19 protein-coding genes are annotated in these 24,868 nt (G+C 61.1%); 16 read left to right on the top strand and 3 right to left on the bottom strand.

What is annotated here, in order from left to right; translation table 11 throughout:
- Position 1 precedes the first annotated feature (1 nt).
- From Q7U29_RS22220 to Q7U29_RS22175, 10 genes are all read left to right on the top strand, one after another.
- Positions 2 to 307, top strand: coding sequence for a DUF5076 domain-containing protein (locus tag Q7U29_RS22220; protein ID WP_304744847.1), 306 nt, complete (start codon positions 2 to 4; stop codon positions 305 to 307).
- Positions 308 to 309: 2 nt separating this feature from the next.
- On the top strand, positions 310 to 1,662 hold the full coding sequence (locus tag Q7U29_RS22215; protein ID WP_304744845.1) for a pyruvate dehydrogenase complex dihydrolipoamide acetyltransferase: 1,353 nt from the start codon (positions 310 to 312) through the stop codon (positions 1,660 to 1,662).
- Positions 1,663 to 1,719: 57 nt separating this feature from the next.
- Complete coding sequence (locus Q7U29_RS22210; protein ID WP_304744843.1) at positions 1,720 to 2,178, top strand: endonuclease domain-containing protein; 459 nt, start codon at positions 1,720 to 1,722, stop codon at positions 2,176 to 2,178.
- Positions 2,179 to 2,183: 5 nt separating this feature from the next.
- Positions 2,184 to 3,602: a dihydrolipoyl dehydrogenase gene (lpdA, locus tag Q7U29_RS22205; protein ID WP_304744841.1), complete on the top strand. Its 1,419-nt coding sequence runs from the start codon at positions 2,184 to 2,186 to the stop codon at positions 3,600 to 3,602.
- A gap of 165 nt (positions 3,603 to 3,767) precedes the next feature.
- Positions 3,768 to 5,009, top strand: a complete 1,242-nt coding sequence (locus Q7U29_RS22200) for a threonine synthase (protein ID WP_304744839.1) — start codon at positions 3,768 to 3,770, stop codon at positions 5,007 to 5,009.
- Positions 5,010 to 5,068: 59 nt separating this feature from the next.
- Complete coding sequence (locus tag Q7U29_RS22195; protein ID WP_304744837.1) at positions 5,069 to 6,040, top strand: tripartite tricarboxylate transporter substrate binding protein BugD; 972 nt, start codon at positions 5,069 to 5,071, stop codon at positions 6,038 to 6,040.
- Between the two features lie 233 nt (positions 6,041 to 6,273).
- A complete protein-coding gene (locus tag Q7U29_RS22190) occupies positions 6,274 to 6,987 on the top strand; it encodes a hypothetical protein (protein ID WP_304744836.1) in 714 nt (237 codons plus the stop codon).
- 46 nt (positions 6,988 to 7,033) lie between these two features.
- Positions 7,034 to 7,498, top strand: a complete 465-nt coding sequence (locus Q7U29_RS22185) for a hypothetical protein (protein ID WP_304744834.1) — start codon at positions 7,034 to 7,036, stop codon at positions 7,496 to 7,498.
- A 227-nt stretch (positions 7,499 to 7,725) separates the two neighbouring features.
- On the top strand, positions 7,726 to 11,079 hold the full coding sequence (locus Q7U29_RS22180; protein ID WP_304744832.1) for a calcium-binding protein: 3,354 nt from the start codon (positions 7,726 to 7,728) through the stop codon (positions 11,077 to 11,079).
- Positions 11,001 to 13,481, top strand: a complete 2,481-nt coding sequence (locus tag Q7U29_RS22175; RefSeq protein WP_304744830.1) for an S-layer family protein — start codon at positions 11,001 to 11,003, stop codon at positions 13,479 to 13,481. The genes Q7U29_RS22180 and Q7U29_RS22175 overlap by 79 nt, the downstream gene beginning before the upstream one ends.
- Positions 13,482 to 14,033: 552 nt before the next feature.
- Here Q7U29_RS22175 and Q7U29_RS22170 read toward each other — a convergent pair.
- Positions 14,034 to 14,204 (bottom strand): hypothetical protein, encoded by a 171-nt coding sequence (locus tag Q7U29_RS22170; RefSeq protein WP_304744829.1) that lies wholly within the window; start codon positions 14,202 to 14,204, stop codon positions 14,034 to 14,036.
- Positions 14,205 to 14,731: 527 nt separating this feature from the next.
- Between Q7U29_RS22170 and ilvD the strand changes: the two genes are divergently transcribed.
- A complete protein-coding gene (ilvD, locus tag Q7U29_RS22165) occupies positions 14,732 to 16,456 on the top strand; it encodes a dihydroxy-acid dehydratase (protein WP_304744828.1) in 1,725 nt (574 codons plus the stop codon).
- The gene (locus tag Q7U29_RS22160) at positions 16,443 to 17,273 is read left to right on the top strand and encodes a tetratricopeptide repeat protein (protein ID WP_304744826.1); all 831 of its coding nucleotides are present in this window, start codon (positions 16,443 to 16,445) and stop codon (positions 17,271 to 17,273) included. The genes ilvD and Q7U29_RS22160 overlap by 14 nt, the downstream gene beginning before the upstream one ends.
- Before the next feature lie 34 nt (positions 17,274 to 17,307).
- On the opposite strand, the gene xth is transcribed toward Q7U29_RS22160, so the two are convergent.
- Positions 17,308 to 18,099 (bottom strand): exodeoxyribonuclease III, encoded by a 792-nt coding sequence (gene xth / locus Q7U29_RS22155; RefSeq protein WP_304744825.1) that lies wholly within the window; start codon positions 18,097 to 18,099, stop codon positions 17,308 to 17,310.
- A 153-nt stretch (positions 18,100 to 18,252) separates the two neighbouring features.
- On the opposite strand from xth, the gene Q7U29_RS22150 reads away from it, so the two are divergent.
- Genes Q7U29_RS22150 through Q7U29_RS22140 form a run of 3 tightly spaced genes read left to right on the top strand, consistent with a single transcriptional unit; the run spans position 18,253 to position 23,377 of the window.
- Positions 18,253 to 19,383: an efflux RND transporter periplasmic adaptor subunit gene (locus tag Q7U29_RS22150; protein WP_304744823.1), complete on the top strand. Its 1,131-nt coding sequence runs from the start codon at positions 18,253 to 18,255 to the stop codon at positions 19,381 to 19,383.
- A 3-nt stretch (positions 19,384 to 19,386) separates the two neighbouring features.
- On the top strand, positions 19,387 to 22,515 hold the full coding sequence (locus Q7U29_RS22145; RefSeq protein WP_304744821.1) for an efflux RND transporter permease subunit: 3,129 nt from the start codon (positions 19,387 to 19,389) through the stop codon (positions 22,513 to 22,515).
- Positions 22,481 to 23,377, top strand: a complete 897-nt coding sequence (locus tag Q7U29_RS22140; protein WP_304744819.1) for an amidohydrolase family protein — start codon at positions 22,481 to 22,483, stop codon at positions 23,375 to 23,377. Before Q7U29_RS22145 ends, Q7U29_RS22140 begins: the two co-directional genes overlap by 35 nt.
- Before the next feature lie 29 nt (positions 23,378 to 23,406).
- Here the strand turns inward: Q7U29_RS22140 and erpA are convergent, their stop codons facing one another.
- Positions 23,407 to 23,736: an iron-sulfur cluster insertion protein ErpA gene (gene erpA, locus Q7U29_RS22135; protein ID WP_213741797.1), complete on the bottom strand. Its 330-nt coding sequence runs from the start codon at positions 23,734 to 23,736 to the stop codon at positions 23,407 to 23,409.
- Positions 23,737 to 23,845: 109 nt separating this feature from the next.
- Here erpA and Q7U29_RS22130 point away from each other — a divergent pair.
- Positions 23,846 to 24,868: deoxyguanosinetriphosphate triphosphohydrolase (locus Q7U29_RS22130; RefSeq protein WP_304744817.1), on the top strand; the 1,023-nt coding region annotated here is incomplete at its 3' end.

Below are 24,868 nucleotides of genomic sequence, written 5' to 3'. Positions count from 1 at the left end.
CATGGCCCGTCCCAAGGAGCAGCCATTGCCGCCTGACGTCATCGGCCGCGATGACGCCACGGAGGTGTTGCGCGCGTTCGTCGTCGACGGCGGATTGTCGATCGCGTTCCAGCGCGCGTTCGAGGAGCCGGATATGTGGGGCATGCTGCTGGTCGATATCGCCCGCCATGCCGCCCGTGTCTATGCCCGCGAGGGCGACTACACCGAGGAGGATGCGCTGAGGCGCATCGTCGACATGTTCGAAGCCGAAATCGCGCGGCCGACCGACCTCGGCAACACCACGCCACGGTCGCAACAGGGTCACTGACAATGCCAATCAACATTCTGATGCCCGCGCTCTCGCCGACGATGGAAAAGGGCAACTTGGCCAAGTGGCTCAAGAAGGAGGGCGACAAGGTCAAGTCCGGCGACGTCATCGCCGAGATCGAGACCGACAAGGCGACCATGGAAGTCGAGGCGGTCGACGAGGGCACCATCGCGAAGATCCTGGTGCCCGAGGGTACCCAGGATGTCGCCGTCAATGACGTGATCGCCGTGTTGGCCGGCGACGGAGAGGACGTGAAGGCGGCGGGGGCAGGGGCGGCCAATGCGCCCAAGGCCGCTCCGGCGGCTGAAGTGCCTGCCGCTGCGAAATCCGCCCCGACGGCTGCACCCGCTGCGGCTCCGGCGGCGAAGGCCGCGGCACCGGCTGCCGCTGCGCCGCAGGCAGCGCCCGCGCAACCAACCAACGGCCATGCCCGGACGTTTTCGTCGCCGCTGGCCCGTCGGCTTGCAAAAGAGGCCGGCATCGAACTCGCCCGTGTCAACGGTTCAGGCCCGCATGGCCGCGTCATCGCGCGCGACGTCGAACAAGCAAAATCCGGCAAGGGGCTGAAGGCGCCGGCTGCTGCTCCCGGTGCCGCGCCGTCGATCGCGCCGTCAATGTCCGACAAGCAGGTCCTCGCGCTGTATGAGCCCGGCAGCTACGAGGTGATCCCGCATGACGGCATGCGCCGCACCATCGCGCAGCGCCTCACCGCGTCGGTGCAGACGGTTCCGCATTTTTATCTGACGATGGACTGCGACATCGGAAAACTGCTCGCCGCCCGCGAGGAGATCAACGCGGCAGCGCCCAAGGACAAGGAAAAGAAGCCGCTCTACAAGCTCTCGGTCAACGACTTCGTCATCAAGGCGATGGCGATCGCGCTGCAGCGGATTCCGAACGCCAATGTCAGCTGGACCGAAGGCGGCATGCTGAAGCACAAGCATTCCGACATCGGCGTCGCCGTCGCGATGCCGGGCGGCCTGATCACGCCGATCATCCGCAAGGCCGAGACCAAATCGCTGTCGACCATCTCGGCCGAAATGAAGGATTTCGCCGCCCGCGCGCGGGCGCGCAAGCTCAAGCCCGAAGAATATCAGGGCGGCACCACCGCGGTGTCCAACCTCGGCATGTACGGCATCAAGGATTTCACCGCCGTGATCAATCCGCCGCACGCCACCATCCTGGCGGTCGGCACCAGCGAGGAGCGCGCAGTGGTGCGGGCGGGCAAGATCGAGGCCGCCCACATCATGAGCGTGACATTGTCCTGCGATCACCGCGCCGTCGACGGGGCGCTGGGCGCCGAGCTGATCGGTGCCTTCAAGATGCTGATCGAGAACCCCGTGATGATGATGGTGTAGGAAAAAACGAGAGGTGCCAAACGCACCTCTTTCTTCCCTCTCCCCCTGTGGGAGAGGGTGGCCGCCGAAGGCGGACGGGTGAGGGGGATGCGTCACCGGGTACCGAAGCAGGAGCGAGCCTTCGCCAAGACTCTACGCGCCAATGCGACGGACGCCGAGATTGCGCTCTGGAGGCTGCTTCGTTCGCGCCGCCTGGCAAGTATGAAGTTTCGTCGCCAAGTTCCTATCGGGCCATGGATCGTGGATTTTGTTTCGTTTGAGCAGCGCTTGATTGTCGAGGCAGATGGTAGCCAGCACGCGGAAAGTGAAGATGACAAGCGGCGTGATTTCAATTTGCCGGAACGCGGATTTCGTATCCTGCGCTTCTGGAATAACGACATTCTGTTGCGGTCGCAGTCGGTGCTGGAAATGATCTTCGAGTCGGCTGCGCCATCCCCCTCACCCGTCTGCGCGCCTGACGGCGCGCATCCACCCTCTCCCACAAGGGGAGAGGGGAAGGAAGAAAAGAGCGAGTAAGACGCATGGCCGACACTTCCTTCGACGTCATCATCATCGGCGCCGGTCCCGGCGGCTACGTTACCGCGATCCGGGCCGCGCAGCTCGGTCTCAAGACCGCCGTGGTCGAGAAGGCCTATTTCGGCGGCATCTGCAACAACTGGGGATGTATTCCGACCAAGGCGCTGCTTCGCTCGGCGGAGGTGTATCATCTGATGCAGCACGCCAGGGATTATGGTCTGGCGGCGGAGAAAATCTCGTTCGACCTGCAGGCCGTGGTGAAGCGCTCGCGCGGCGTGGTGAAGCGGCTGAACGACGGCGTCGGCTATCTCTTCAACAAGAACAAGGTCACGGTGATCTGGGGCGAGGCGACGCTTGATGCGCCGGGCAAGCTGACCGTGAAGAAATCTTCCGTCGAGGCGCCGAAGGGCGCGCTCGGCGAGGGGACGTATCAGGCCAAACACATCATCGTCGCGACAGGCGCGCGGCCGCGCGTGTTGCCCGGACTGGAGCCCGACAAGAAACTGGTCTGGACCTATTTCGAGGCGATGGTGCCCGACAAGATGCCGAAGTCGTTGCTGGTGGTCGGCTCCGGCGCGATCGGCATCGAATTCGCCTCGTTCTACCGCACCATGGGCGCGGAAGTGACCGTGGTGGAGGTGCTGCCGCAGATATTGCCGGTGGAAGACGCCGATATTTCGAAATTCGCGCACAAGGCGTTCGAGAAGCAGGGCATCAAGCTGCTCACCAATACCAAGGTGACAAAACTCGAGAAGAAGAGCGACAGCGTGGTCGCCACCATCGACGACGGCAAGAAGCCGCAAGCGGTCGAGTTCGACCGGGTGATTTCCGCCGTCGGCGTGGTCGGCAATATCGAAAACCTCGGACTGGAAAAGCTCGGCGTCAAGACCGACCGCGGCTGCATCGTGATCGACGGCTACGGCAAGACCAACGTGCCCGGCATCTACGCCATCGGCGACGTCGCGGGCCCGCCGATGCTGGCGCACAAGGCCGAGCACGAGGGCGTGATCTGCGTCGAGGCCATCAAGGGCCTGCATCCGCATCCGATGGACAAAAACCTCATTCCCGGCTGCACCTATTGCCATCCGCAGGTCGCCTCCGTCGGGCTCACCGAGGCGAAAGCGAAAGAGGGCGGCCGTGAAATCCGCGTCGGCCGCTTCCCTTTCGTCGGCAACGGCAAGGCCATTGCGCTCGGCGAAGACCAGGGTCTGGCCAAGGTGATCTTCGACAAGAAGACCGGCCAGCTGCTCGGCGCGCACATGATCGGTGCCGAAGTCACCGAGCTGATCCAGGGCTATGTGGTGGCGATGAACCTCGAAACCACTGAAGAAGAACTGATGCACAGCATCTTCCCGCATCCGACCCTGTCGGAGATGATGAAGGAGGCGGTGCTCGATGCCTATGGCCGCGTATTGAACATGTAGCCCGTCAGGTGCAAGCGGGGCCCCCAAACCTCATCCTGAGGAGCTTGCGAAGCAAGCGTCTCGAAGGATGGGCAACGAAGGAACTCTTGTCCCATCCTTCGAGACGCGCGCAAGCGCGCGCTCCTCAGGATGAGGTCGGAGAAAAACAAGCGAGAGACCAATCCCGTGAAAGACAATGACAATCTGACGATCGAACGGCCGAACTTCGTCACCCATCTCGAATGCGCGATGGAAGGCGATCACTATCCGGCCGACCAGGTCCACAACCTCTCCAGGGCCGGCAAGCCGCTGCTGGTCCGTTACGATCTCGCCGGCGTCAAGAAAGCCCTGACAAAGGACGCGCTGGCGCAGCGGCCGGCCGATCTGTGGCGCTACCGCGAGATGCTGCCGGTGCGCAAGGTGGCCGACATCGTCAGCCTCGGCGAAGTCACCACGCCGCTGATCCGGCTGCCGAAGCTGGCGAAGAAAATCGGCGGCGGCGAAATCATCGTCAAGGACGAGGGCCGGCTGCCGACCGGCTCGTTCAAGGCGCGCGGCCTCGTGATGGCGGTGTCGATGGGCAAGGCGCTCGGCATCAAGCACATGGCGATGCCGACCAACGGCAATGCCGGAGCGGCGCTCGCCGCCTATGCGACGTCGTGTGGCATCAGGACCACGATCTTCTGTCCGGCCGATACGCCGGAAGTGAATGTCAGCGAGATCGAGCTGCAGGGCGCCACGGTCTATCGCGTCAACGGGTTGATCGACGACTGCGGCAAAATCGTCGGCGAGGGCAAGGTCAAAGCCGGCTGGTTCGATACCTCCACGCTGAAGGAGCCCTACCGGATCGAGGGCAAGAAGACGATGGGGCTGGAGCTGTCGGAACAGCTCGGCTGGGACGTGCCGGACGTGATCTTCTATCCGACCGGCGGCGGCACCGGCCTGATCGGGATGTGGAAGGCGTTTGCCGAGCTCGAAGCCATCGGCTTCATCGGATCGAAGCGGCCGCGCATGATCGCGGTGCAGGCGTCGGGCTGCGCGCCGATGGTGCGGGCCTATGAGGCCGGCACCGAGCACGCGACTCGCTGGGAGGACGCCCACACCATCGCCTCGGGGATCCGGGTGCCGCAGGCGATCGGGGATTTTCTGATCCTGCGCGCGGTGCGCGAGAGCAAGGGATTCGCCATTGCGGTCGATGACGAGAAGATTTCTGCTGCGCTCAACGAAGTCGCGCGCGAGGAAGGCTTGCTCTTGTGTCCGGAAGGGGCGGCGACCTATGCTGCCTACAAGGAAAGCCTGGCGGACGGCCGTGTGACGAAGAACGATCGCGTGATGCTGTTCAACTGCGCGACGGGGTTGAAATACCCGCTGCCGCCGGTGACGCGCACGCTCGATCGTCACCAGCCGATCGACTACGCCGGGCTGTAGTCCATCGTTTCAGGCCGCAATACATCGTCAGAATGGTGCGGCACAAGGGGGAGGATAGCATGCGAAGAACGATCCTGGCTGCGCTGACTGCGATGCTCGCATTCGGTGGCATCGCACATGCGCAGAATTTCCCGTCGCGACCCATCACCATCGTGGTGCCGTTCGCCGCCGGCGGGCCGTCCGACGTCATGGCGCGGATCCTGGCCGAGCGCATGAAGACCACGCTCGGCGAAACCGTGCTGATTGAGAACGTGACCGGAGCGGGCGGATCGATCGGGGTCGGACGGGCATTGCGCTCGTCGCCGGACGGTTACACCATCAGCTTCGGTCATCTCGGTACCCACGTCGCCAACGGCGCAGTGTACAAGCTCGGCTACGACCTCGTGACCGATCTCGAGCCGGTGGTTCTACTGCCGAGCAATCCAATGATCGTCGTCAGCAAGAACGCGATTCCGGCCAAATCGCTCAAGGAACTGATCGCATGGCTGAAGGAGAGGGGTGCGCCGGCCGCGACTGGCACTGCCGGCGCTGGCTCGGGTAGTCACATTGCCGGGCTCTACTTCGAGAACGCCACCGGCATCAAACTGCAGTATGTGCCGTATCGCGGCACCGGACCCGCGATGAACGATCTCGTCGCCGGCCAGATCGATGTCATGTTCGATCAGCTTTCCAATTCCATCAACCAGGTGCGCGCCGGCAAGATTCGTGGCTACGCCGTCACCGACACCAAGCGCGCTGACTCCGCGCCTGATATTCCGACCACCGACGAAGCGGGGTTGCCCGGGTTTCACATGACGCTGTGGTCCGGCCTGTGGGTGCCGAAGGGCACGCCGAAGGACATCGTCGCCAAGCTCAACACCGCCGCCGTCGATGCACTGAACGATGCCGCGGTGCGCACGCAGCTGGAAAAACTCGGCCTGGCGAAGCCCCCAAAGGACAGACTGTCGCCGCAGGCGCTCGGCGACTGGCAGAAGGCCGAGATCGCAAAGTGGTGGCCGATGATCAAGGCCGCCAATGTGAAGGTGGATTAGGCCCGCGCTTCAACCGTGACGATTGATCGTTAGGTGGCGGGCGTGGACGGACAAATCGGAAGTGGCAGATCAATTCGACGAGCGACCTGACCAGAACGGGCAGCCTGCTTTCGACGCGATCTTAGATAGAACAAATTTTCGGATATTTTGGGAGGAAGTGTTCAGGGATTCGAGCGAGGCTGGCGCGTACCGAGTGATTCAGTTCGTTTTGAGCAGGAGGCAAGGAGCAGACGATGAGGCGCTGTGTTGCACTGATTCTTTTTTTCCTGGGACCGTGGTCCGCGGCCGAAGCCGAGCCGATTTCCATTCGCTGTGCCGACGATAAGACGCCAAAGCCTTACTTTGCTACATTTGATCTAGACTCAAAGCGGGTGGTGTTCGAGAGTTCCATGAGGAGCTTCCATGCCGGGCAAATCAAAAGCGCCAACGACGATCAAATCGAGTTCTCTATTAAAGCTGATTACGGGAACATTGATCTGGTCTGGGAACGGCAGAGAAGGAGGATGACTTGGGCTGGAATTTCGGCAGATCCAATCCGCCCTTTCCTGATTCATCGCTGTGCAATAGTCGAGCCAAGAACCTTGCTGTCGGAATCTGACGACCTGTCGCCAACGACGGAGCAAGGCGCAGGGCTGTTCTCGTTACGTTGCGCCACGGACCCCTCGAATTCTCTGACCGCTTTTTTCACGCTGGATCGTAAAACTAGAAAGGTCGTTATGCTGACCCTGGAAAGTCAAAGCGTGCATCCCGGAGAAATCCAAAGCGCGAGCGAGTATCGCACCGAGTTTTCTGTCGGCATTGCTCCGAAGTTCCATCTGGTATGGGATAGCCGCGACGGGACAGTAACTTGGAAAAGCGTACCCAACGACAGTAGTAGGCCCACGAAAGTCTATCAATGCAAGCGAGTCGAGGCCGGATCGGTGCTGATGCTCTACGAAGGTTTATAGCAAGAAGCGCCCCTTCGCGTCGCGCGCCAGCATACAAAGTCGGGCCATGCTGCTGATTTCCGAATTTGTTCGCGATCTCAACCGTTTTCGTCGGCATGGTTCGCTTTCCACCGTATTTGTCCGCCGGGAACTTGCGGTCTGGGCCATCACAATGGCCGCTATCACCTATTGGTGCAAGGATGCACTTTCCTGGATGTTGTGGGGAATAATTTCACTCATATTTCTGCGCATTATTCTGGTGTCACTCACGGTGCAGTTTTTGTCACCGATCTATTTTGGTCGATTTTCTTACGGACGCTTGCAGCACATCGAATATGTCGGCGTGCCCACTCGCCGCATCGAGCTTGAATTTATCGAGCTGCCATCGGGCATGCCGCTGCCCGTTGGCATTACGAGCGTGAAGCTCACGGCCGAGGTTGGAAAAACCTACCTGCTACTCATGCATCCGGCGAACGGGCATATCGCGCTGCCCGTGCTGGACAGCGATCGCGTATTCTTGACTACATATTGAGGCTTGCGAATGACGCGCGCCGACTTGAAATTCTCGAAAAGATCAGTCGGCTGAGAAAAACGTCGTCGCCTAATTTGTAAATATTGAACTAGTTTTCTTGCATCATTTTCATTTTTTGGGGCTGGACGGAGAGTTGTCGTGGAAATCTTGCAGACGCAAATATTCGCCTTGTAGTTGATAACAAGTTCTGAAACACCGCATTCGATGTTGTGTGAGAGGAATGTTCTATGCCGGCTACACCTGAATTTTATATCGCTACTCCTCGCACCGTTGAAGAAACCCACCCCTACATTCTACAGCTCCTCGATCAGGCCTTCAAAGACATCTACGACAACGGTACAACTTCCCGCACGTTGAGGTTTGCCTTCCTGCCATTTGGGGCAGCGAGTACGGCGCAAGAGCTGCACGAGATTATTATCGTTCGCGACGGTGACTTTGTCTTTCTGGACGGAGTTAGATTTTTAGTATCGAATGTGTCGCAGGCGGGCATGGGCGCCTTTTTTTTGCCGGTTGTAGCAACACTCCTGGCTCCTTTCATCGGAACAACAGCGGCCGTCGCAGTGGGTACCGTCGTCGGCCTTACGGGCGCTGTTTTTCTATGGGAGAATTTCGTCGGGCCCGCGTTTTACGAGGCTCAGGCCTACTTTGACATTGCTCCCACTAGACTCGAGATCGTCAATTCCAGCGGAGTTGCGTCATCCGGGATTATGTACCGTGACGGGCTTCAAGGTCAGGGACTGACCGAAATCGAGGCTGTGAATACACTCGTGGGGCGAGCCAATGCGGAAGCGCCGGTGAAACCGGATGTCGGATCGCGCGCGAATATTTACGTCAACAAGGTGCTGGTCACGAGTTACGACATTCTTCAGCCGGATGTGACGGAACTGATTGCCGTGACACTTGGAGTTACCGCCGAGACGGTGGGCAACTGGTCCGGCGCCGAGACCGGGAGCGGACAGAGCGCGGTCAACAAAGACGTTCTCGCGCCGTATTTCGATCAGTTCACGATTCTGCAGACCAGTGCGAAGATTGCGTTGAAGCTGCCAGTCGGTTCCGGGACGATTACGATCGCTCTGCCGAAAAGCGCGATCATCATCGACGGAAAGATGGTCAACATCGAACCGGGAGCGCCTGTGGTGGCTGCCTTTGGCAGCACCGGCGTTGACCATCTGGATCTCGGCTCGTTTGGAAAGGTCTACGCGTATGGCGGGTTGGGAGCGGATAACATCCGTGCTGGAAATGGCGACGACGTGCTGTGGGGGGATATAGGCAACAATGCGCCCCTCGGCGATGCCGACGAAATTTTTGGTGGCCAGGGAAAAGACAGGATCTTTGGCGGTGGCGGCGGAGATCAGCTGCACGGCGAAAACGGCGATGACTATATTTATGGTCATGACGGAGACGACGTTATCAACGGCGGGATAGGCAAGGATAACCTTACGGGCGGACTTGGCGAGGATACGATCCGGGGCGGCGAGAACGATGACGTCATTACCGCTGGATCAGACGTTCCCGGAGAGAATGACGTCGGTCAGAATTTTCTGTACGGCGACGCCGGCAACGATACGATCCACGGGGCTCTCGGTCAGGACACGATCATAGGGGGATTCGGCAAGGACACCATTTTCGGCGGAGACGGTGCAGACGATCTGACGGGAGGAAACCGAAGCAACGGTGCACTCAATGATCAATACTATCGCGCGTGGAACGATGGCGTTTCAGATGTGCTGAGTGGCGGCGCCGGGTCCGACACGTACAATATATCAGGTTTTCAGGGTCAACACGGCGCATTCGTCCCTTTGGCTTCCCGTGATTTTAGTTACTACAAGAACAGCCTGAATCTCGTCGATATCGTCAAAGATTCCGATGGCAATGGGAATCTCAATGTTTGGTATCAATGGACCGGATCATCGTATTTTTCCACCTCTTATGCAGGCGGATGGTCGGGGCCGACAAACATCAATGACGTATTGGTTTGGGGAAACAGCAACAGCTCGATGGCTGCCCTCATTGAGGTAATGGAAGAGGGCGTGGCCCATCAATACCTGGTCGTGACCGCTGTTTACCCCTACCGGGACGTACTGTTTGCGATCAAGGATTTCAAATCCGGGGATTTCGGTATTAATCTTGCTGTCCCGGGAGCTCCCGATGGGAATAACGGCGACGATGATAATTGGCGCGGCGGCGGCGGCGACGATGTTATGGAAATGGGCGATGGGAACGACACAGCCTTCTCCATGGGTGGATCGGATACGATACGCGGAGGGAGTGGTAGCGACTTCCTCGACGGCGGCAGCGGCAACGATTTTGTTTCTGGAAATGGCGACAATGATGAACTGTTTGGCCAGACAGGCGACGATCACCTCGACGGAGGCCAGGGAGAGGACCAGCTGGACGGCGGAGCCGGCTCCGACATCCTCGAAGGAGGACAAGGCGACGATTCGCTGGGGGGCGGGTCTGAGAACGATACGTACGTCTTCAATCAAGGGGACGGAAGTGATGACATTTCAGAGTTCGGCAATGCTGCCGATATAGACACTATCGTCTTTGGCGCGGACATCACGGCATCTGACGTAACGGTCTCTGTCAACGGCAGGAACGTAAACCTCGCGGTCGGTGCCAATGGCGACTCTATCCATCTGTCAAATCAGCTCCTTGGGAGTGAATATGGGATAGAAACGATCGAGTTTTCCAATGGTGTGACCTGGACCAGCACCATCCTGCAGGACCTGATTCTTGCTGCGCAAATTACGGCCGGCGACGACTATGTGCTAGGCACGGTGTGGGGCGACGTCGTCAATCTCGGCGATGGAAGCGACTTCGTTATGGGGGGCCTTGGGAACGACGTGCTCCACGGAGGCTCCGGGTCCGATACGCTGATGGGAGAAGACGGTTCTGACACGCTGCAGGGTGGCCTGGATGCGGATCAACTCAGTGGTGGCAGCGGCAATGATGTCTACGTGTTCAACATTGGAGACGGAGCGGATCAAATTTCCGATTCCGGAAGCCTCGAAGACGTAGACATTCTAGTGTTTGGGGCGGGCATCGCGGCCGAGGACGTAACGATAAGCGGCGTGGGCAGCGATGTCATTCTGCTGATTGGGAGCAACGGCGACTCCATCCAGCTCTCGGGACAGATGTGGAGCAAAGCGCAGGCAGTCGAGGAATTCCATTTCTCTAACGGAGTGGTGTGGGCAGCAGAAGCTATCGCGGCACAACTTGTCGCGGCGCAAATCTCTAACGGAGATGACATTATCTCCGGCTCCGGCTTTAACGACATCATCAGTGCCGCCGATGGAAACGATACGGTTTATGGCAGCGAGGGCAACGACCTCGTTTACGGAGGTTCCGGCAACGATATGCTGGAGGGCGGTTCCGGCTCTGACACACTGCAGGGGGGCGAGGCGACGACTATCTGTCCGGCCAACAGGGCGACGATATCTATCTGTTCGGATTTGGCGATGGCGTCGATCAAATCGCCGACTTCGGAAATGCGGATGATGTGGACGCGGTCCAGTTCGGCTCAGGCGTCAATGCCGGCGACGTCGCGATCACGCGGGATGGCGACGATGTCATTCTGACGGTTGGTGTCGGCGGCGATTCAATCCGGTTGTCGGGTCAGCTGAACTCGGACTGGCAGGCGGTCGAAGAGTTTCGCTTTGCAAATAATGCGCTCTGGACCGGACAGGCGATCAGAGAGCAACTCATTGCCGCGGAAATCACCTCGGGTGACGATTCAATTGCGGGGACGGGTTTCAATGACACTATCGCCGCCGGTGACGGCAACGATGTCATCGATGGAGGATACGGCGACGATATTCTGTACGGTGGCAGCGGCAACGATCACATAACCGACGAGGACGGCGCGAACATCATAGACGGCGGCGCGGGCGACGATCTGCTCTCGAGTAGTTCGTTCTATACGGATCGCTTCGTATTCAGCGGCGACTTCGGCCACGACCTCGTCGAGGGCTTCGACGTTTTAAATTACTACAGCGATGTCATCGAATTCGGCAACACCATCAACGGATTTTCGTCCTTTGCGCATGTTCTGGCTGCGAGCCAGCAGGACGGCTCGGATGTTCTGATCACCATCGATAGCGAGCGTTCTATCCGGCTTGAGGAAATGAACCTCGGCGATCTACAGGAGCATAACTTCAAATTTGCCGTCGACGATGTCACCGGCACTGAAGGGGCGGATGCGCTGTCGGGAGCTTCGGGCGCGGATACACTTCGTGGTCTTGGCGGCGATGATGTGCTGGACGGGGGCGCCGACGCGGATATTCTCGACGGTGGAACTGGTGTGGATACCGCGACCGGCTATGGCGTCGGGTGGACGGTCTTGTTCCAGGATGGGAAGTGGACCGTCACGGATGGCACGACCACCGACAATCTGCAGGGGATCGAGAAGGTCGTCGTCGAAGGTGTCAACTATCTGCTGGTAGACCAGCTCGGGGCGAACATCGGCGGATTCCAGTCAGTCCAGTCTGCCGTCGATGCGGCGGCAAGCGGCGATGTCGTGTTGCTCGCTTCGGGCGAGTTCAACGAGAATCTGTCCATCAACGGCAAGTCGCTTACCCTGGATGGAGCCGGACGTTCGGGCGCGTCCGCGACGACGTTGAATGGCCAGATTACGGTCGCTGGTGTACTTAACGGCGCCCTGACGCTGCAGGATCTGGCCGTAGACGCAACGGGTCGGCAGTACGGCGTCTTTGTTTCTGCCAGCTCTGACTCGCTTGCCGGCGAAGTAGCGCTCGACAACGTTCTGATATCCAATGCCGGGGTCAACGGCTTTGCCTATATCCGTGCCGGCAACGGCTCCACTCCGGTTCTGACAGATACAATCGGCGCGGTTTCAATCCTGAATTCCGAATTCTTGGGCAATGCGACCCAGGCAACAGGGGCGAACGGCCGCGGCGACGTATTGTTGTATGGCTTCAACGGCGATCTGACGCTTGATCGCGTGTCGATCCACGACGCGGGCGTTGGCGCGCAGAAGGCGATCCAATTGCGCGGGTTGCAAAATGCCGGGGACACCGCCGGTGTCGGGCCTTATAGTGCAGCGGGTACGGTGACGCTAAGCGCTTTGACCATCACTGGCGCGTATCTTCAGGATCTCATCGCATTCTATCGCATCGCGTCTTTTGAATCGTTCGCGGCGAACGACGTGGAGCTCGACGTGTCGGCCCCCTGGGGCGTGCTCAACCTCGATAGTGTCGGCGGTGCAATCGACCTGTCGACCGGCTTGACCGCGCAAAACTCCTCTGGTGGGTTGATTACGGTTCAGCAGGGTCTTGCCACGGCGGATACCTTGGTCGGAACGAGCTCGATGGATTTACTGGATGGACGAGACGGTGCGGATTCCCTCGATGGCGGCGCTGGCAATGATATTTTTGTCATTTCGAACGCCGATTTTCACGATCCCGGCGAGACCATCAATGGTGGCGCAGACAGCGACGTGATCCGGTTCACGACGACGACTGCGAACCAAACGCTGATCCTGACGCCGACGATATCGAATATCGAAGAGATCGAAATTTCGAATGCCGCCGGTGTGAATACCGGAACGACAGCCCTAAGTCTCGATGCCTCAGCGGTCGGAGGCACCTACACGTTGACCGGTAATAATGGAGCGAACACGCTGGTCGCCGGTACCGGATCCAATACAATCGTGGCCGGCGGTGGTGATGATATTCTGATCGGTGGAGCCGGCGACGATTCACTCACAACTGGCGCCGGCAACGACCACATCGTATTCGCCGCCAATTTCGGTCAGGACCTTATCGTGGATTTCACGGCCGGAGCCGGCGTCGGCGACGTCATTGAATTTCACGACGGTATCTTTGCCGATTTTGCTGCGGTACAGGCGGCTTCCGCGCAGGTTGGAGCCGATGTTCAGATCACCCTCGATGCCTCCAATAGCATTCTCTTGAAGAACGTCTCGCTGGCCAATCTGAACCAGGACGATTTCTATCTTGTGTAGGTCGATTGAAGTGGTGCCGCACCTGCGACAAATTAACCCGTCGGGTAAAATTTCGCTTTTCCAGAAGGGCAAATCACTCGTACAAATTTACCCGTCTCACCCGACAAGAGGGGCGGCTCGCGATCGTCACGAAACGCGCGGTGGGATGCGGTGGACGCGGATGCGCCTTTGACGAACGGCGCGGGTGCGGATGGCGAAATCGTGTGGTCCTGACACCCCCAGGCTGGTGTCACGTTCGCGGTTCTTGAACCGCGAGCAACGGTGGCAAGAGTGCAAGGCTCGCCGAGGAGAGCACCTATAAGCCTTAAACCACTGCGCAGGGAAGGCCGGAGTGTTTCCGCTGAACCTGTATGCTCGTGTGCGGTTTTTCTAGTGCATTTTGCACACGAGACCGTGGGTGCAGCGCGCACCCGGTCTTCCCTGCGTCCTCTTTTCCCAGGAGGGACAGAATTCGATCCATACCTCGGGCGCACCGCGCCGCGGGAACGCGAACGCATATTTGAATGCGGTATGACATCGAAGATGCGGAGGTGGGGCCGAAGTCAGTTGACGTCAGCGTTCCTCGGTCGGTGTGTCCCGTTCATGGCCTTCCGCGGCCCGTGCGGCACATTCATCGATCCCGTGACACTTGCTGCGGTAGTTGAAATACCAAGTCAGGGCGATCGCGCCGATCAGGATGAGACCGATCAACAAAGCCCAACGTCGCATCGACATAACAGGCACGTCAGTATCCAACAGCGATGATGAGAACCTTGCGCATTGCGACCTCAAATACAGGCGCGATAGGGCAGCGCCATCGCGAAGGCTAGGCAAAAAAGATTAAAGAGCGTTTCACCCTGTTTGCCTTGGGGCTTGAGCGCGGGCGCTTTTAAACGAGGAGTGGCAGGCATCGGTTACTGTACATGGGGTTGTTTTCGACATTCTTGTTGTCCGGTCACGGAAGCCCTCGTCCAAGGCGCGTGGGGATGCGTTACGCGTCGTAGCGGTAGCCGACTAACGTCTCGGCAGCTTCGGCGAGTGCATGCGACGCACCGGGAATGATGGTTGCCGAAGCGCCACGATTGTTGCGGATGCGCAACACTCGGCGAAGATTTAACTGTCATTGCAGCAAGCCCTTGCGCGCGCCGCTATTTAGCCACACCCCTCAATGAAATCATTCCTTCGTAGGCTATCAGCCACGGCGCTCGCGAAGGCGAAGGGAACCTGATTTCCCGGGTCCAACAAGAGCAGGCTGGGGAAACAGGTTCGCGATGGACGCCAAGACCAGCATCAAGGGCAGGCTGCCGAGCCGTCACGTGACGGAGGGCCCGGAACGGGCGCCGCATCGCTCGTATCTCTATGCCATGGGCCTGACCACCCAGCAGATTCACCAGCCGTTCGTCGGCGTGGCGTCGTGCTGGAACGAGGCGGCGCCCTGCAACATCTCGCTGATGCGACAGGCCCAGGCGGTCAAGAAGGGCGTTGCTTCCGCCGGCGGCACCCCGCGCGAATTCTGCACCATCACCGTCACCGACGGCATCGCCATGGGCCATGACGGCATGCGATCGTCGCTGCCGTCGCGCGAATGCATCGCCGATTCCGTCGAATTGACCATGCGCGGCCACGCCTATGACGCGCTGGTCGGGCTCGCCGGCTGCGACAAGTCGCTGCCGGGCATGATGATGGCGATGGTCCGGCTCAACGTGCCCTCGATCTTCATCTATGGCGGCTCGATCCTGCCCGGCAATTTCCGCGGCCAGCAGGTCACGGTGCAGGACATGTTCGAGGCCGTCGGCAAGCATTCGGTCGGCGAGATGTCGGACGCCGACCTCGACGAAATCGAGCGGGTGGCGTGCCCGTCGGCCGGCGCGTGCGGTGCACAATTCACCGCCAACACCATGGCGACGGTATCGGAAGCCATTGGGCTCGCGCTGCCATACTCGGCCGGGGCGCCGGCGCCTTACGAAATCCGCGATTCGTTCTGCATGACCGCCGGCGAGAAGGTGATGGAGCTGATCGCCCTCAACATCCGGCCGCGCGACATCGTCACCCGCAAGGCGCTGGAAAACGCCGCGGCAGTGGTCGCCGCCTCCGGCGGATCGACCAATGCTGCGCTGCACTTGCCGGCCATCGCGCATGAATGCGGCATCAAGTTCGACCTGTTCGACGTGGCCGAAATCTTCAAAAAAACACCGTATGTCGCGGATTTGAAACCGGGCGGCCGTTATGTCGCCAAAGACATGTTCGAGGTTGGCGGCATACCGCTTCTGATGAAGACGCTGCTCGACAATGGCTATCTGCACGGGGATTGCTTGACCGTGACGGGCCGGACGATCGCCGAAAACCTCAAAAGCGTGAAATGGAATCCGCACCAGGACGTGGTGCGGCCCGCCGACAAGCCGATCACCGTCACCGGCGGTGTGGTCGGCTTGAAGGGGAATCTCGCGCCTGAAGGCGCGATCGTGAAGGTCGCGGGCATGTCGAATTTGAAATTTACCGGTCCTGCCCGCTGCTTCGATCGCGAAGAGGATGCCTTCGAGTCGGTCCAGAAAAAGACCTACAAAGAGGGCGAGGTCATCGTGATCCGCTATGAGGGGCCGCGCGGCGGTCCCGGCATGCGGGAAATGCTTTCGACCACGGCGGCGCTGACCGGGCAGGGCATGGGCGGCAAGATCGCCCTGATCACCGACGGCCGGTTCTCCGGCGCGACCCGCGGCTTCTGCATCGGCCATGTCGGGCCGGAGGCGGCGATCGGCGGGCCGATCGCGCTGCTGCAGGACGGCGATATCATCGAAATCGACGCCGACATCGGGACTCTTAACGTAAAGTTGACCGATGCCGAGCTGGCTGAACGCAAGACCAAATGGAAGCCCCGGGCGACCAATCATACATCGGGTGCGCTCTGGAAATATGCCCAACAGGTTGGGCCGGCGGTGGATGGTGCCGTAACCCATCCGGGTGGTGCGCACGAGAAACAGTGTTATGCGGACATCTAGGCGTATCCTTTTTGCGTTGCTTTTGGGGGCCGTTCCCGCGGCTCCGGCCTTCGGATTCGACGGTTCGCCGGTTAATTCGGATGCGGCCATTCCGGTGGCTTCGCCTCAGCCCGGCACCGCGGCGCCCCTGAAGAAGCTGGTTCCGCCGGCGTCGGTGCCGACAGCCGCCTCGACCAACTCGCTGACTTCGCTGCAATACGCCGCCGAAGGCGGCCACCCGATCGCGCAATGGAAGCTCGGCCGGATGTATGCCGATGGCGAAGGCGTCGCCCAGGACGATCTGCGTGCCTTCGATTATTTCAGCCGGATCGCCAACCAGCATGCGGAAGACAGCCCGTCGGCGCCGCAGGCCGGCGTGGTCGCCAACGCCTTCGTGGCGCTGGGCCGCTACTACCTCAAGGGCATTCCCAATTCGAAGGTCAAGTCCGATCCGGACCGGGCGCGGGAGATGTTCTCCTATGCCGCGTCCTATTTCGGCAACGCCGATGCCCAGTACGACTTGGCCCGGCTCTATCTGAAGAGCGCCGGCTCGTCGCGGGACGACTTCCGCTATGGCGCGCGCTGGCTCGGCCTCGCCGCCCAGAAGGGCCAGCATCAGGCCCAGGCCATGCTCGGCCAGATGCTGTTCAACGGCGAGCGGCTGCCGCGCCAGGCTGCCCGCGGGCTGATGTGGCTGACGCTGGCGCGCGACAGCGCCACGCCGGAAGAGACCTGGATCAAGGAAAGCTACAACAAGGCGATCGCCAAGGCTTCCGAGGACGACCGGGCGATGGCACTGCAGATGCTCGAGCACTGGGTGCAGGGCCGCAAGGACTGATCGGGGCGCGTTTGATCACCCGACGACGACGGCCTCAAGCCGCCTCCAGATCCAGATCGATCCAGACCGGCACATGGTCGGACGGCTTTTCCCAGGCTCGCACATAGCTGTCGATTCCGACCCCGCGCAGGCGGTCGCTGGCCTGCGGCGACAGCAACAGATGATCGATGCGAATGCCGTGGTTCTTCTGCCAGGCACCCGCCTGATAATCCCAGAAGGTATACTGGCCGGGGGCATCGGTGACCGCGCGCAGCGCGTCGGTGAGCCCGAGCCCGAGCAGGGATTGAAAGCTCTCCCTGGTGGCGGGGCGGAACAGGGCGTCGTTGACCCATGCCGCCGGATTATGAACGTCCGCAGCCTGCGGAATGACGTTGAAGTCGCCCGCCAGCACCAGCGGCTCTTCCGCTTTAAGCCGCTGCTTCGAATATTCAAGAAGTCGTGACATCCACCTGAGTTTATAAGGATATTTCTCGGTTTCCGGCGGGTTCCCGTTGGGCAGATACAGGCAGGCGATCCGCAGCACGCCATGTTTGAGCGGGACCACGCCCTCCAGGAACCGGGCGTGGGCGTCCTCGTCGTCGCCGGCCAGACCCGATCTGGTTTCCTCGAACGGCAGCTTCGACAGCAGCGCAACGCCGTTGAAGGTCTTCTGGCCGTGGGTGACGACGTTGTAGCCGAGCGCCTCGATGGCCTCCCGGGGGAACGCCTCATCGACGCATTTGATCTCCTGCAGACAGACGATGTCGGGCGCGCAATCCTTCAGCCAGACCAGCAGGTGATCGATCCGTTGCCGGACTGAATTGACGTTCCACGTTGCAATACGCATCAAGGGGTTCCGTTGGCTTACCGCAATTTTAGTTTCGCTGGCATACCATGCGCGGCGGGGGTGTGATATCCGTTTAGACAAAGGCGTAGAGGCGGCCTCAAGGCAGGTAATTGGACCGTCCCGGTCGTCGTGGACCGGCTGACGTGAAATGCGATGAAAAAACGTAATCTGATGATTCTGGCAGGCGCGCTGGTTGCTGCGGCGCTGACTGCCTACAGTACCCGCGCTGCATGGCTTGGCGGCGGCGCCAGTGTCCAGGGGCCGCCGCGCGCGCGTGTGGTCTCGGTTGAAGTGGCCAAAGCCGAGCGCAAGCCGGTGCCGGTGGACGTCGACTCGATCGGAACAGTAACGCCGATTTCCAGCGTGGCGCTGAAATCGCGGATCGAAACCACCATCGTCTCGGTGCACTTCGAAGACGGCGCCAGGGTCAACAAGGGCGATCTGCTGTTTACGCTCGATGCACGCCAGATCGATGCCCAGATAGAACAGGCCGAGGGCGTGCTCGCCCGGGATCGGGCGCAACTCGAGGCGGCGCAGCGCGACGTCCGGCGCTTCGCCGACCTGATCGGCAAGGGCGCCACCACGCAGGTCAATGTCGATAATGCCAAGACCCAGGCCGATATCCTGACCGGCACGATCAGGGCAGACCAGTCCGCACTGGACAATCTGAAGGTTCAGAAGAGCTTCACCACCATCCGCGCGCCGTTTTCGGGACGGATCAGCGTTGCCAACGTGAAGGTCGGCAATTTCGTGCGGCCCGCGGATACCGCGCCGCTCGCCGTCATCAACCAGATGGCGCCGGTGTACGTGACTTTCGCCATTCCGCAGCGGACGCTGGTCGACCTGCGCGAAGCCATGGCGGCGGGCGCCCCCAGGGTGATTGCGACCATCCCGGGCCACCGGCGGTCTGAAGACGGCAAGGTCGCGATGGTCGAAAACGCGGTCGATGCCACCACCGGCATGGTCACCGTGCGCGGTATCATGAACAACGAGAACGAAACCCTGTGGCCGGGGACGCTGGTGAACGCCAAGCTCATCATTCGCACCGAGGAGGCCGTTACGGTGCCCACCGCCGCCGTGCAGCGCAGCCAGGACGGCAACTATGTTTTCGTCATTCAGGACGGCAAGGCCCACCGGCTGAACGTAACGGTCAGTCGCACCTTCCAGGGATTGTCCGCGGTCGCGAGCGGACTGACCGGCGGCGAGGATGTCATCGTCGACGGGCAGTTGCTGTTGTCGGAGGGCACTCCGGTCGCGCCGCGCGGCGCCAAAGCGGGGGCCTGATCGATGACCCTGTCGGAGCTTTGCATCCGCCGCCCGGTCATGACCATCCTGATGACGGCGACGATCATCGCTTTCGGCGTGTTTGGATTTCGGCTGCTGCCGGTCTCCGCGCTTCCCAAGGTCGATTTTCCGACCATTGCCGTGACCGCGACCCTGCCGGGCGCCAGCGCCGACACCATGGCGGCGTCGGTCGCCGGCCCGATCGAACGCCAGCTCTCGACCGTCGCCGGGATCTCGTCGATGTCCTCGATCTCCTCGCAGGGCACCACCGCGATCACCATTCAGTTCAATCTCAACCGCAACATCGACTCCGCCGCGCTGGACGTGCAGACCGCGCTCTCCATCGCGCAGCGCCGGCTGCCGGTCGAGATGATCATTCCGCCGACTTTCCGGAAGGTCAATCCGTCGGAATTCGCGGTGCTGTTCGTCTCGCTGCGGTCGGAAACGCTGCCGCTGTCCACGGTCAACGAGTATGGCGACATCACCATCGCACAGGCGCTGTCGCAGATTCAGGGCGTCGCCCAGGTCGTGATCTTCGGCAGCCAGAAATTCGCCGTCCGCGTACAGGCGGATCCCGAGGCGGCCGCCGCGCGCGGCTTGACGCTGGACGATATCAGGACCGCGGTAGCGCGCGCCAACTCTTCCACGCCGGTCGGCACGCTGAACGGGCCGAAACAGGACGTGGCGCTTCAGGCCTCGGGCCAGATGACCAGGGCGGCCGATTATCGGCACGTGATCGTCGCCTGGCGCAACGGTTCGCCGGTGCGGCTCGACGAGGTGGCGCGCGTTTACGACAGCGTCGAGAACGAGAGGATCGCAAGCTGGTTCAACGGCACCCGCTCGATCATTCTGGCGATCTACAAACAGCCTGACGCCAATACGGTAGCCGTCGTGGACGGCGTGCTGGCGAAGCTGCCGTCGCTGCGTGCGCAGGTTCCGCCATCGGTGACGATCCAGGTCGCGATGGATCGTTCGCAGTCGATCCGGCAATCCGTCGCCGATGTCGAGGAAACGCTGCTGATCGCCATCGGCCTCGTGATTCTGGTGATCTTCCTGTTCCTGCGCTCGGCGTCCGCGACCTTCATTCCGGCACTGGCGGTGCCTATCTCGCTCTGCGGCACCTTCGCCGTCATGTATGTTCTCGACTTCTCCATCAACAACATGACGCTGCTGGCGCTGACCCTGTCGGTCGGCTTCGTGGTCGACGACGCCATTGTCATGCTGGAGAACATCGTTCGTCACATCGAACGTGGCATGGCGCCCTTTGAAGCGGCCCTGAAGGGCGCGCGCGAAGTCGGCTTTACCATTATTTCGATCACCTTCTCGCTGATTGCGGTATTCATTCCGGTGCTGCTGATGGGTGGCATTGTCGGCCGCGTGTTCCGCGAATTCGCGGTCACGATCGCGGTCGCGATCCTGGTCTCCGGCTTCGTTTCGCTGACGCTGACGCCGATGCTGTGCGCGCGCGTGCTGAAGGCCCATGACGCCACCAGGAAGCCGAACATCCTGCTGCGGGGGTTCGAGCGAATGTTCGATTCCTGGCTTCGCGCCTACGAATGGTCGCTCGACCGGGTGCTGGCACGCAAGGCGTTGATGCTGGTGGTGACGCTGGCAACGCTCGCCGGCACCGTCGCGCTCTATATCGTCGTGCCCAAGGGATTCTTTCCCCAGGAGGACACCGGCTTTCTGTTCGGCACGACCGAAGCAGCGACAGATACGTCGTTCGACGCCATGGCGGCACGGCAGAAGGAGCTGACCGATATTCTCAGCAAGGATCCAGCGGTCGAATACATCAACAGCACGGTTGGCGCAGGTGGCCCGAACACGACCACGAATTATGCGCGGCTGTTCATTGCCCTGAAACCGCGGAAGGAACGGGACGCGGCGCCGGTGGTGATGGCGCGTCTGCGCCAGAAGGCCATGGCAGTGCCGGGGATGCAGGCGTTTTTCCAGAGCGTCCAGAACCTCAACATCGGCGGACGGCTGTCCAAGAGCCAGTATCAGTACAGCCTGCAGAGCGGCGATACCGAATCGCTCTATCGTGTCGCACCGGAAATGCGCGACCGGATCGCCGAGGTGCCCGGGCTGCTCGACGTCACCACGGATCTCTACATCAAGAACCCGCAGATGACGGTCGAGATCGACCGCGAAAAGGCCGCGGTCTACGGCATTACCGTCGATCAGGTTCGCAACCAGCTCTACAACGCCTATGGCGGGCGGCAGATAGGCACCATCTACACGCCATCGAACGATTATCAGCTCATTCTGGAGGTGCAGCCGCAGTTTCGCTCCGATCCAGCGGATCTGTCCAAGCTCTACATGAAGACCGCCAACAACCAGACCATCCCGCTGGAAGCGGTGGCCAAGCTGGTGCCGACGGTCGGTCCGCTGCAGATCAATCACCAGGGCCAGCAGCCCGCGGTGACGATTTCGTTCAACCTCGCTCCGAATTACTCGCTCGGCTATGCTGTCAACCAGATCACCAGGATCGAACAGAGTTCGAACCTTCCCGCCACCATTGCGACAGGGTTCTCCGGCACCGCGCAGGTGTTCCAGGATTCGCTGCGCGGGCAGGGTGTGCTGATCCTGGCGGCGGTGTTCGCGGCCTTCGTGATCCTCGGCATCCTGTACGAGAGCTTCATCCACCCCATCACGATCATTTCCGGCCTGCCGTCGGCGGGCATCGGCGCCATCCTGGCGCTGATGGCATTCAGGATGGAGCTATCGGTCATCGCCATGATCGGCATCGTGATGCTGGTCGGCATCGTCAAGAAGAACGCCATCATGATGGTGGACTTCGCGCTGGAGCGTCGCCGCGTCGGGTTGAGCGCCGAACATGCCATTCGCGAAGCCGCCTTGCTGCGTTTCCGCCCCATCATGATGACGACATTCGCGGCGATTTTCGGCACGCTGCCGATCGCTCTCGGCACCGGCGCCGGCGCCGAACTGCGCCAGCCGCTCGGCATTGCCGTGGTCGGAGGTCTGCTCGTCTCGCAACTGCTGACGCTGTTCATTACGCCGGTGATCTACATCTATCTCGATCGCATCGACCGCCGCCTCAAGCGCCGGCTCGAACCGCAGGAAGACGAGGGCGACAATGTCGAGCGACCGCATGTCGTCGCGGCCGAGTAACGCCGCCGCGCCTGGAATGATGTCGCGTCGCGGATGCATCGCGGCGCTGATCGCGGCTTGCCTGCTGACCGTCGGCAGCCTTCGCGCGCGCGCGGACGAGCCGATCGAAATTTTCGACGCGCACCTGCATTACAATTGGGAACCCAAGCCGTTCTATCAGCTCGACGAGGTGCTGGCGCTGTTCAAGAAGCATCGCGTGACCGGCATTCTCGCGACCAGCCGGCCGAACAGCGGCACCCATGCGCTGGTGGGTGCGAAGGCCGACGGCCTGCAGGTCGTGCCGTTCATCAGGCCGTACCGGGTTCGCCCGGATATCCAGACCTGGTTCAAGGACCCCGTCATTTTCGATCTGGTGCAGGAGGAATTCAAGCGCGGCTATTATCGCGGCATCGGCGAGTTTCATCTATCGAGCGGCGACGCCGAAAATGAATGGGTCAGGAAGACCGTCGACTTCGCCGTGGCCAACAATCTCTATCTGCACGCCCATGCCGATGATGTCGCGATCGAAATCCTGATGCGGCACAATCCGAAAGCTCAGATCATCTGGGCGCATACCGGCTTCGGCCTGTCGGGCGATCGCGTTGCCGCGATGCTGGCGAAGTATCCGAAGCTGTGGGGCGAATTGTCGTACCGCAGCGGCATCACCGAGGGGGGAGGGAAACTGACGCCGGAATGGCGCACGCTGTTCGAGCGGTATCCCGACAGGTTCCTGCTCGGTTCGGACACCTGGGTGCCGGAGCGCTGGGCGAGTTACGGTGAAATCATGGCCGGCTATCGCGCCTGGCTGGCGCAGCTGCCGCCGAAGGCCGCCGCACAAATCGCGCATGGCAACGCCAGGGCGTTGTTCGCGGATAGACGTTAAACGGGTTGAGCGGCCGTCAGCCGAGTTCGTCAGATCGAAAAACTGGTGCCGCAGCCGCAGGAGGCGGTGGCGTTCGGGTTGACCACCCGGAACGAGGCGCCGATCAGATCGTCGACGAAGTCCACTTCCGAGCCGGCCAGAAAGGGCACCGAGGCCGGATCGACCAGCACCACGGCGCTGTCGCGCGCGATCACGAGGTCATCTTCGGCCTGGGCGCGCTCGACGTCGAATTTGTACTGAAAGCCCGAGCATCCGCCGCCTTCGACGCTGATCCGGAGCATGGCGCCATCGCCCTCGGTTTTGAGGATCTCCCCGATGCGGCGGGCGGCCCGCTCGCTGATGGTGACGGCTGTCGTCATGTGAGAAGTCTCCGGTCGCCGCTGCCATAGCCAAATTATTTGGTATCCGGCACGCTCCATAGTTAAGTGCGCAAGCCAGCGGAATCAATTGGATAAGGATTAAAACACCGTGTCGGTCGGAATGGCAGCCCCACGCGCGATCTATGCCTGCGACCCCGAGCGCAGCCGGGGGCGGCTGTTTGCGGAGCCGCCGAGCAAGACCCGCAGCCCGTTTCGGCGGGATTGCGACCGGGTGATCCATTCCACCGCCTTTCGCCGCCTCAAACACAAGACCCAGGTCTTCGTGTTCCATGAGGGCGATCATTACCGGACCCGGCTCACCCACAGCCTCGAAGTGGCGCAGATCGCCCGGGCGTTGGCCCGGCAGCTCGGCCTCGACGAGGATCTCACGGAAACCCTGGCGCTGGCGCATGATCTCGGCCATCCGCCGTTCGGCCATGCCGGCGAGCGGGCGCTCGACGCCTGCCTGCAGGCCCATGGCGGCTTCGACCACAATGCCCAGACCCTGCGCGTCGTCACCTCGCTGGAACATCGCTATCCCGAGTTCGACGGGCTCAACCTGACCTGGGAAGCGCTGGAGGGTATCGTCAAGCACAACGGTCCGCTGACCGGGCGCAACGGCGCCGCGGTCGGACGTCACGCCGACCACGGCATTCCCGCCGGGATATCCGACTACATGGCGGCCTATGACCTGGAATTGTGGAGCTTTGCCTCGCTGGAAGCCCAGGTCGCGGCGATCGCCGACGACATCGCCTATGACGCCCACGACATCGACGATGGTCTTCGGGCCGACCTGTTCACGGTCGACGACCTCAAGGTCATGCCGCTGACGGCCGAAATGATCGCGGAGATCGGACGGCACTATCCCGGTCTCGACGACGTCAGGCGCGGCGCGGAGCTGGTGCGCGAACTGATTTCGTACCTGATCGGCGCTGTCGTCACCGAAGCGCGCCGCCGGCTCGATATCGCCAGGCCGTCGTCGGTCGAGGACGTGCGCAACTTGGGCGATGTCCTGATCACGTTTCCGCCCGAGGTGGCGCAGGCGGAAGCCGGGATCAAGGCGTTCCTGAAGTTCAGGATGTACCGCCATCCCAGGGTGATGCGGGTAATGGGCGAGGCCGAACAGATCCTG

It is taken from the genome of Bradyrhizobium sp. (genome assembly GCF_030654605.1).
In the GTDB taxonomy this organism is placed as follows: domain Bacteria; phylum Pseudomonadota; class Alphaproteobacteria; order Rhizobiales; family Xanthobacteraceae; genus Bradyrhizobium.
Note: the sequence above shows the minus strand (reverse complement) of the source record. Positions and strands in the feature narration are given on the sequence as shown.

Coding starts and splice junctions, on each gene's coding strand:
- lpdA (WP_304744841.1), top strand. CDS start 2,184: ATGGCCGACACTTCCTTCGACGTCATCATCATCGGCGCCGGTCCCGGC.
- Q7U29_RS22140 (WP_304744819.1), top strand. CDS start 22,481: ATGTCGAGCGACCGCATGTCGTCGCGGCCGAGTAACGCCGCCGCGCCT.
- xth (WP_304744825.1), bottom strand. CDS start 18,099: ATGCGTATTGCAACGTGGAACGTCAATTCAGTCCGGCAACGGATCGAT.
- erpA (WP_213741797.1), bottom strand. CDS start 23,736: ATGACGACAGCCGTCACCATCAGCGAGCGGGCCGCCCGCCGCATCGGG.
- Q7U29_RS22150 (WP_304744823.1), top strand. CDS start 18,253: ATGAAAAAACGTAATCTGATGATTCTGGCAGGCGCGCTGGTTGCTGCG.
- Q7U29_RS22190 (WP_304744836.1), top strand. CDS start 6,274: ATGAGGCGCTGTGTTGCACTGATTCTTTTTTTCCTGGGACCGTGGTCC.
- Q7U29_RS22160 (WP_304744826.1), top strand. CDS start 16,443: ATGCGGACATCTAGGCGTATCCTTTTTGCGTTGCTTTTGGGGGCCGTT.
- Q7U29_RS22145 (WP_304744821.1), top strand. CDS start 19,387: ATGACCCTGTCGGAGCTTTGCATCCGCCGCCCGGTCATGACCATCCTG.
- Q7U29_RS22180 (WP_304744832.1), top strand. CDS start 7,726: ATGCCGGCTACACCTGAATTTTATATCGCTACTCCTCGCACCGTTGAA.
- Q7U29_RS22215 (WP_304744845.1), top strand. CDS start 310: ATGCCAATCAACATTCTGATGCCCGCGCTCTCGCCGACGATGGAAAAG.
- ilvD (WP_304744828.1), top strand. CDS start 14,732: ATGGACGCCAAGACCAGCATCAAGGGCAGGCTGCCGAGCCGTCACGTG.
- Q7U29_RS22185 (WP_304744834.1), top strand. CDS start 7,034: ATGCTGCTGATTTCCGAATTTGTTCGCGATCTCAACCGTTTTCGTCGG.
- Q7U29_RS22195 (WP_304744837.1), top strand. CDS start 5,069: ATGCGAAGAACGATCCTGGCTGCGCTGACTGCGATGCTCGCATTCGGT.
- Q7U29_RS22220 (WP_304744847.1), top strand. CDS start 2: ATGGCCCGTCCCAAGGAGCAGCCATTGCCGCCTGACGTCATCGGCCGC.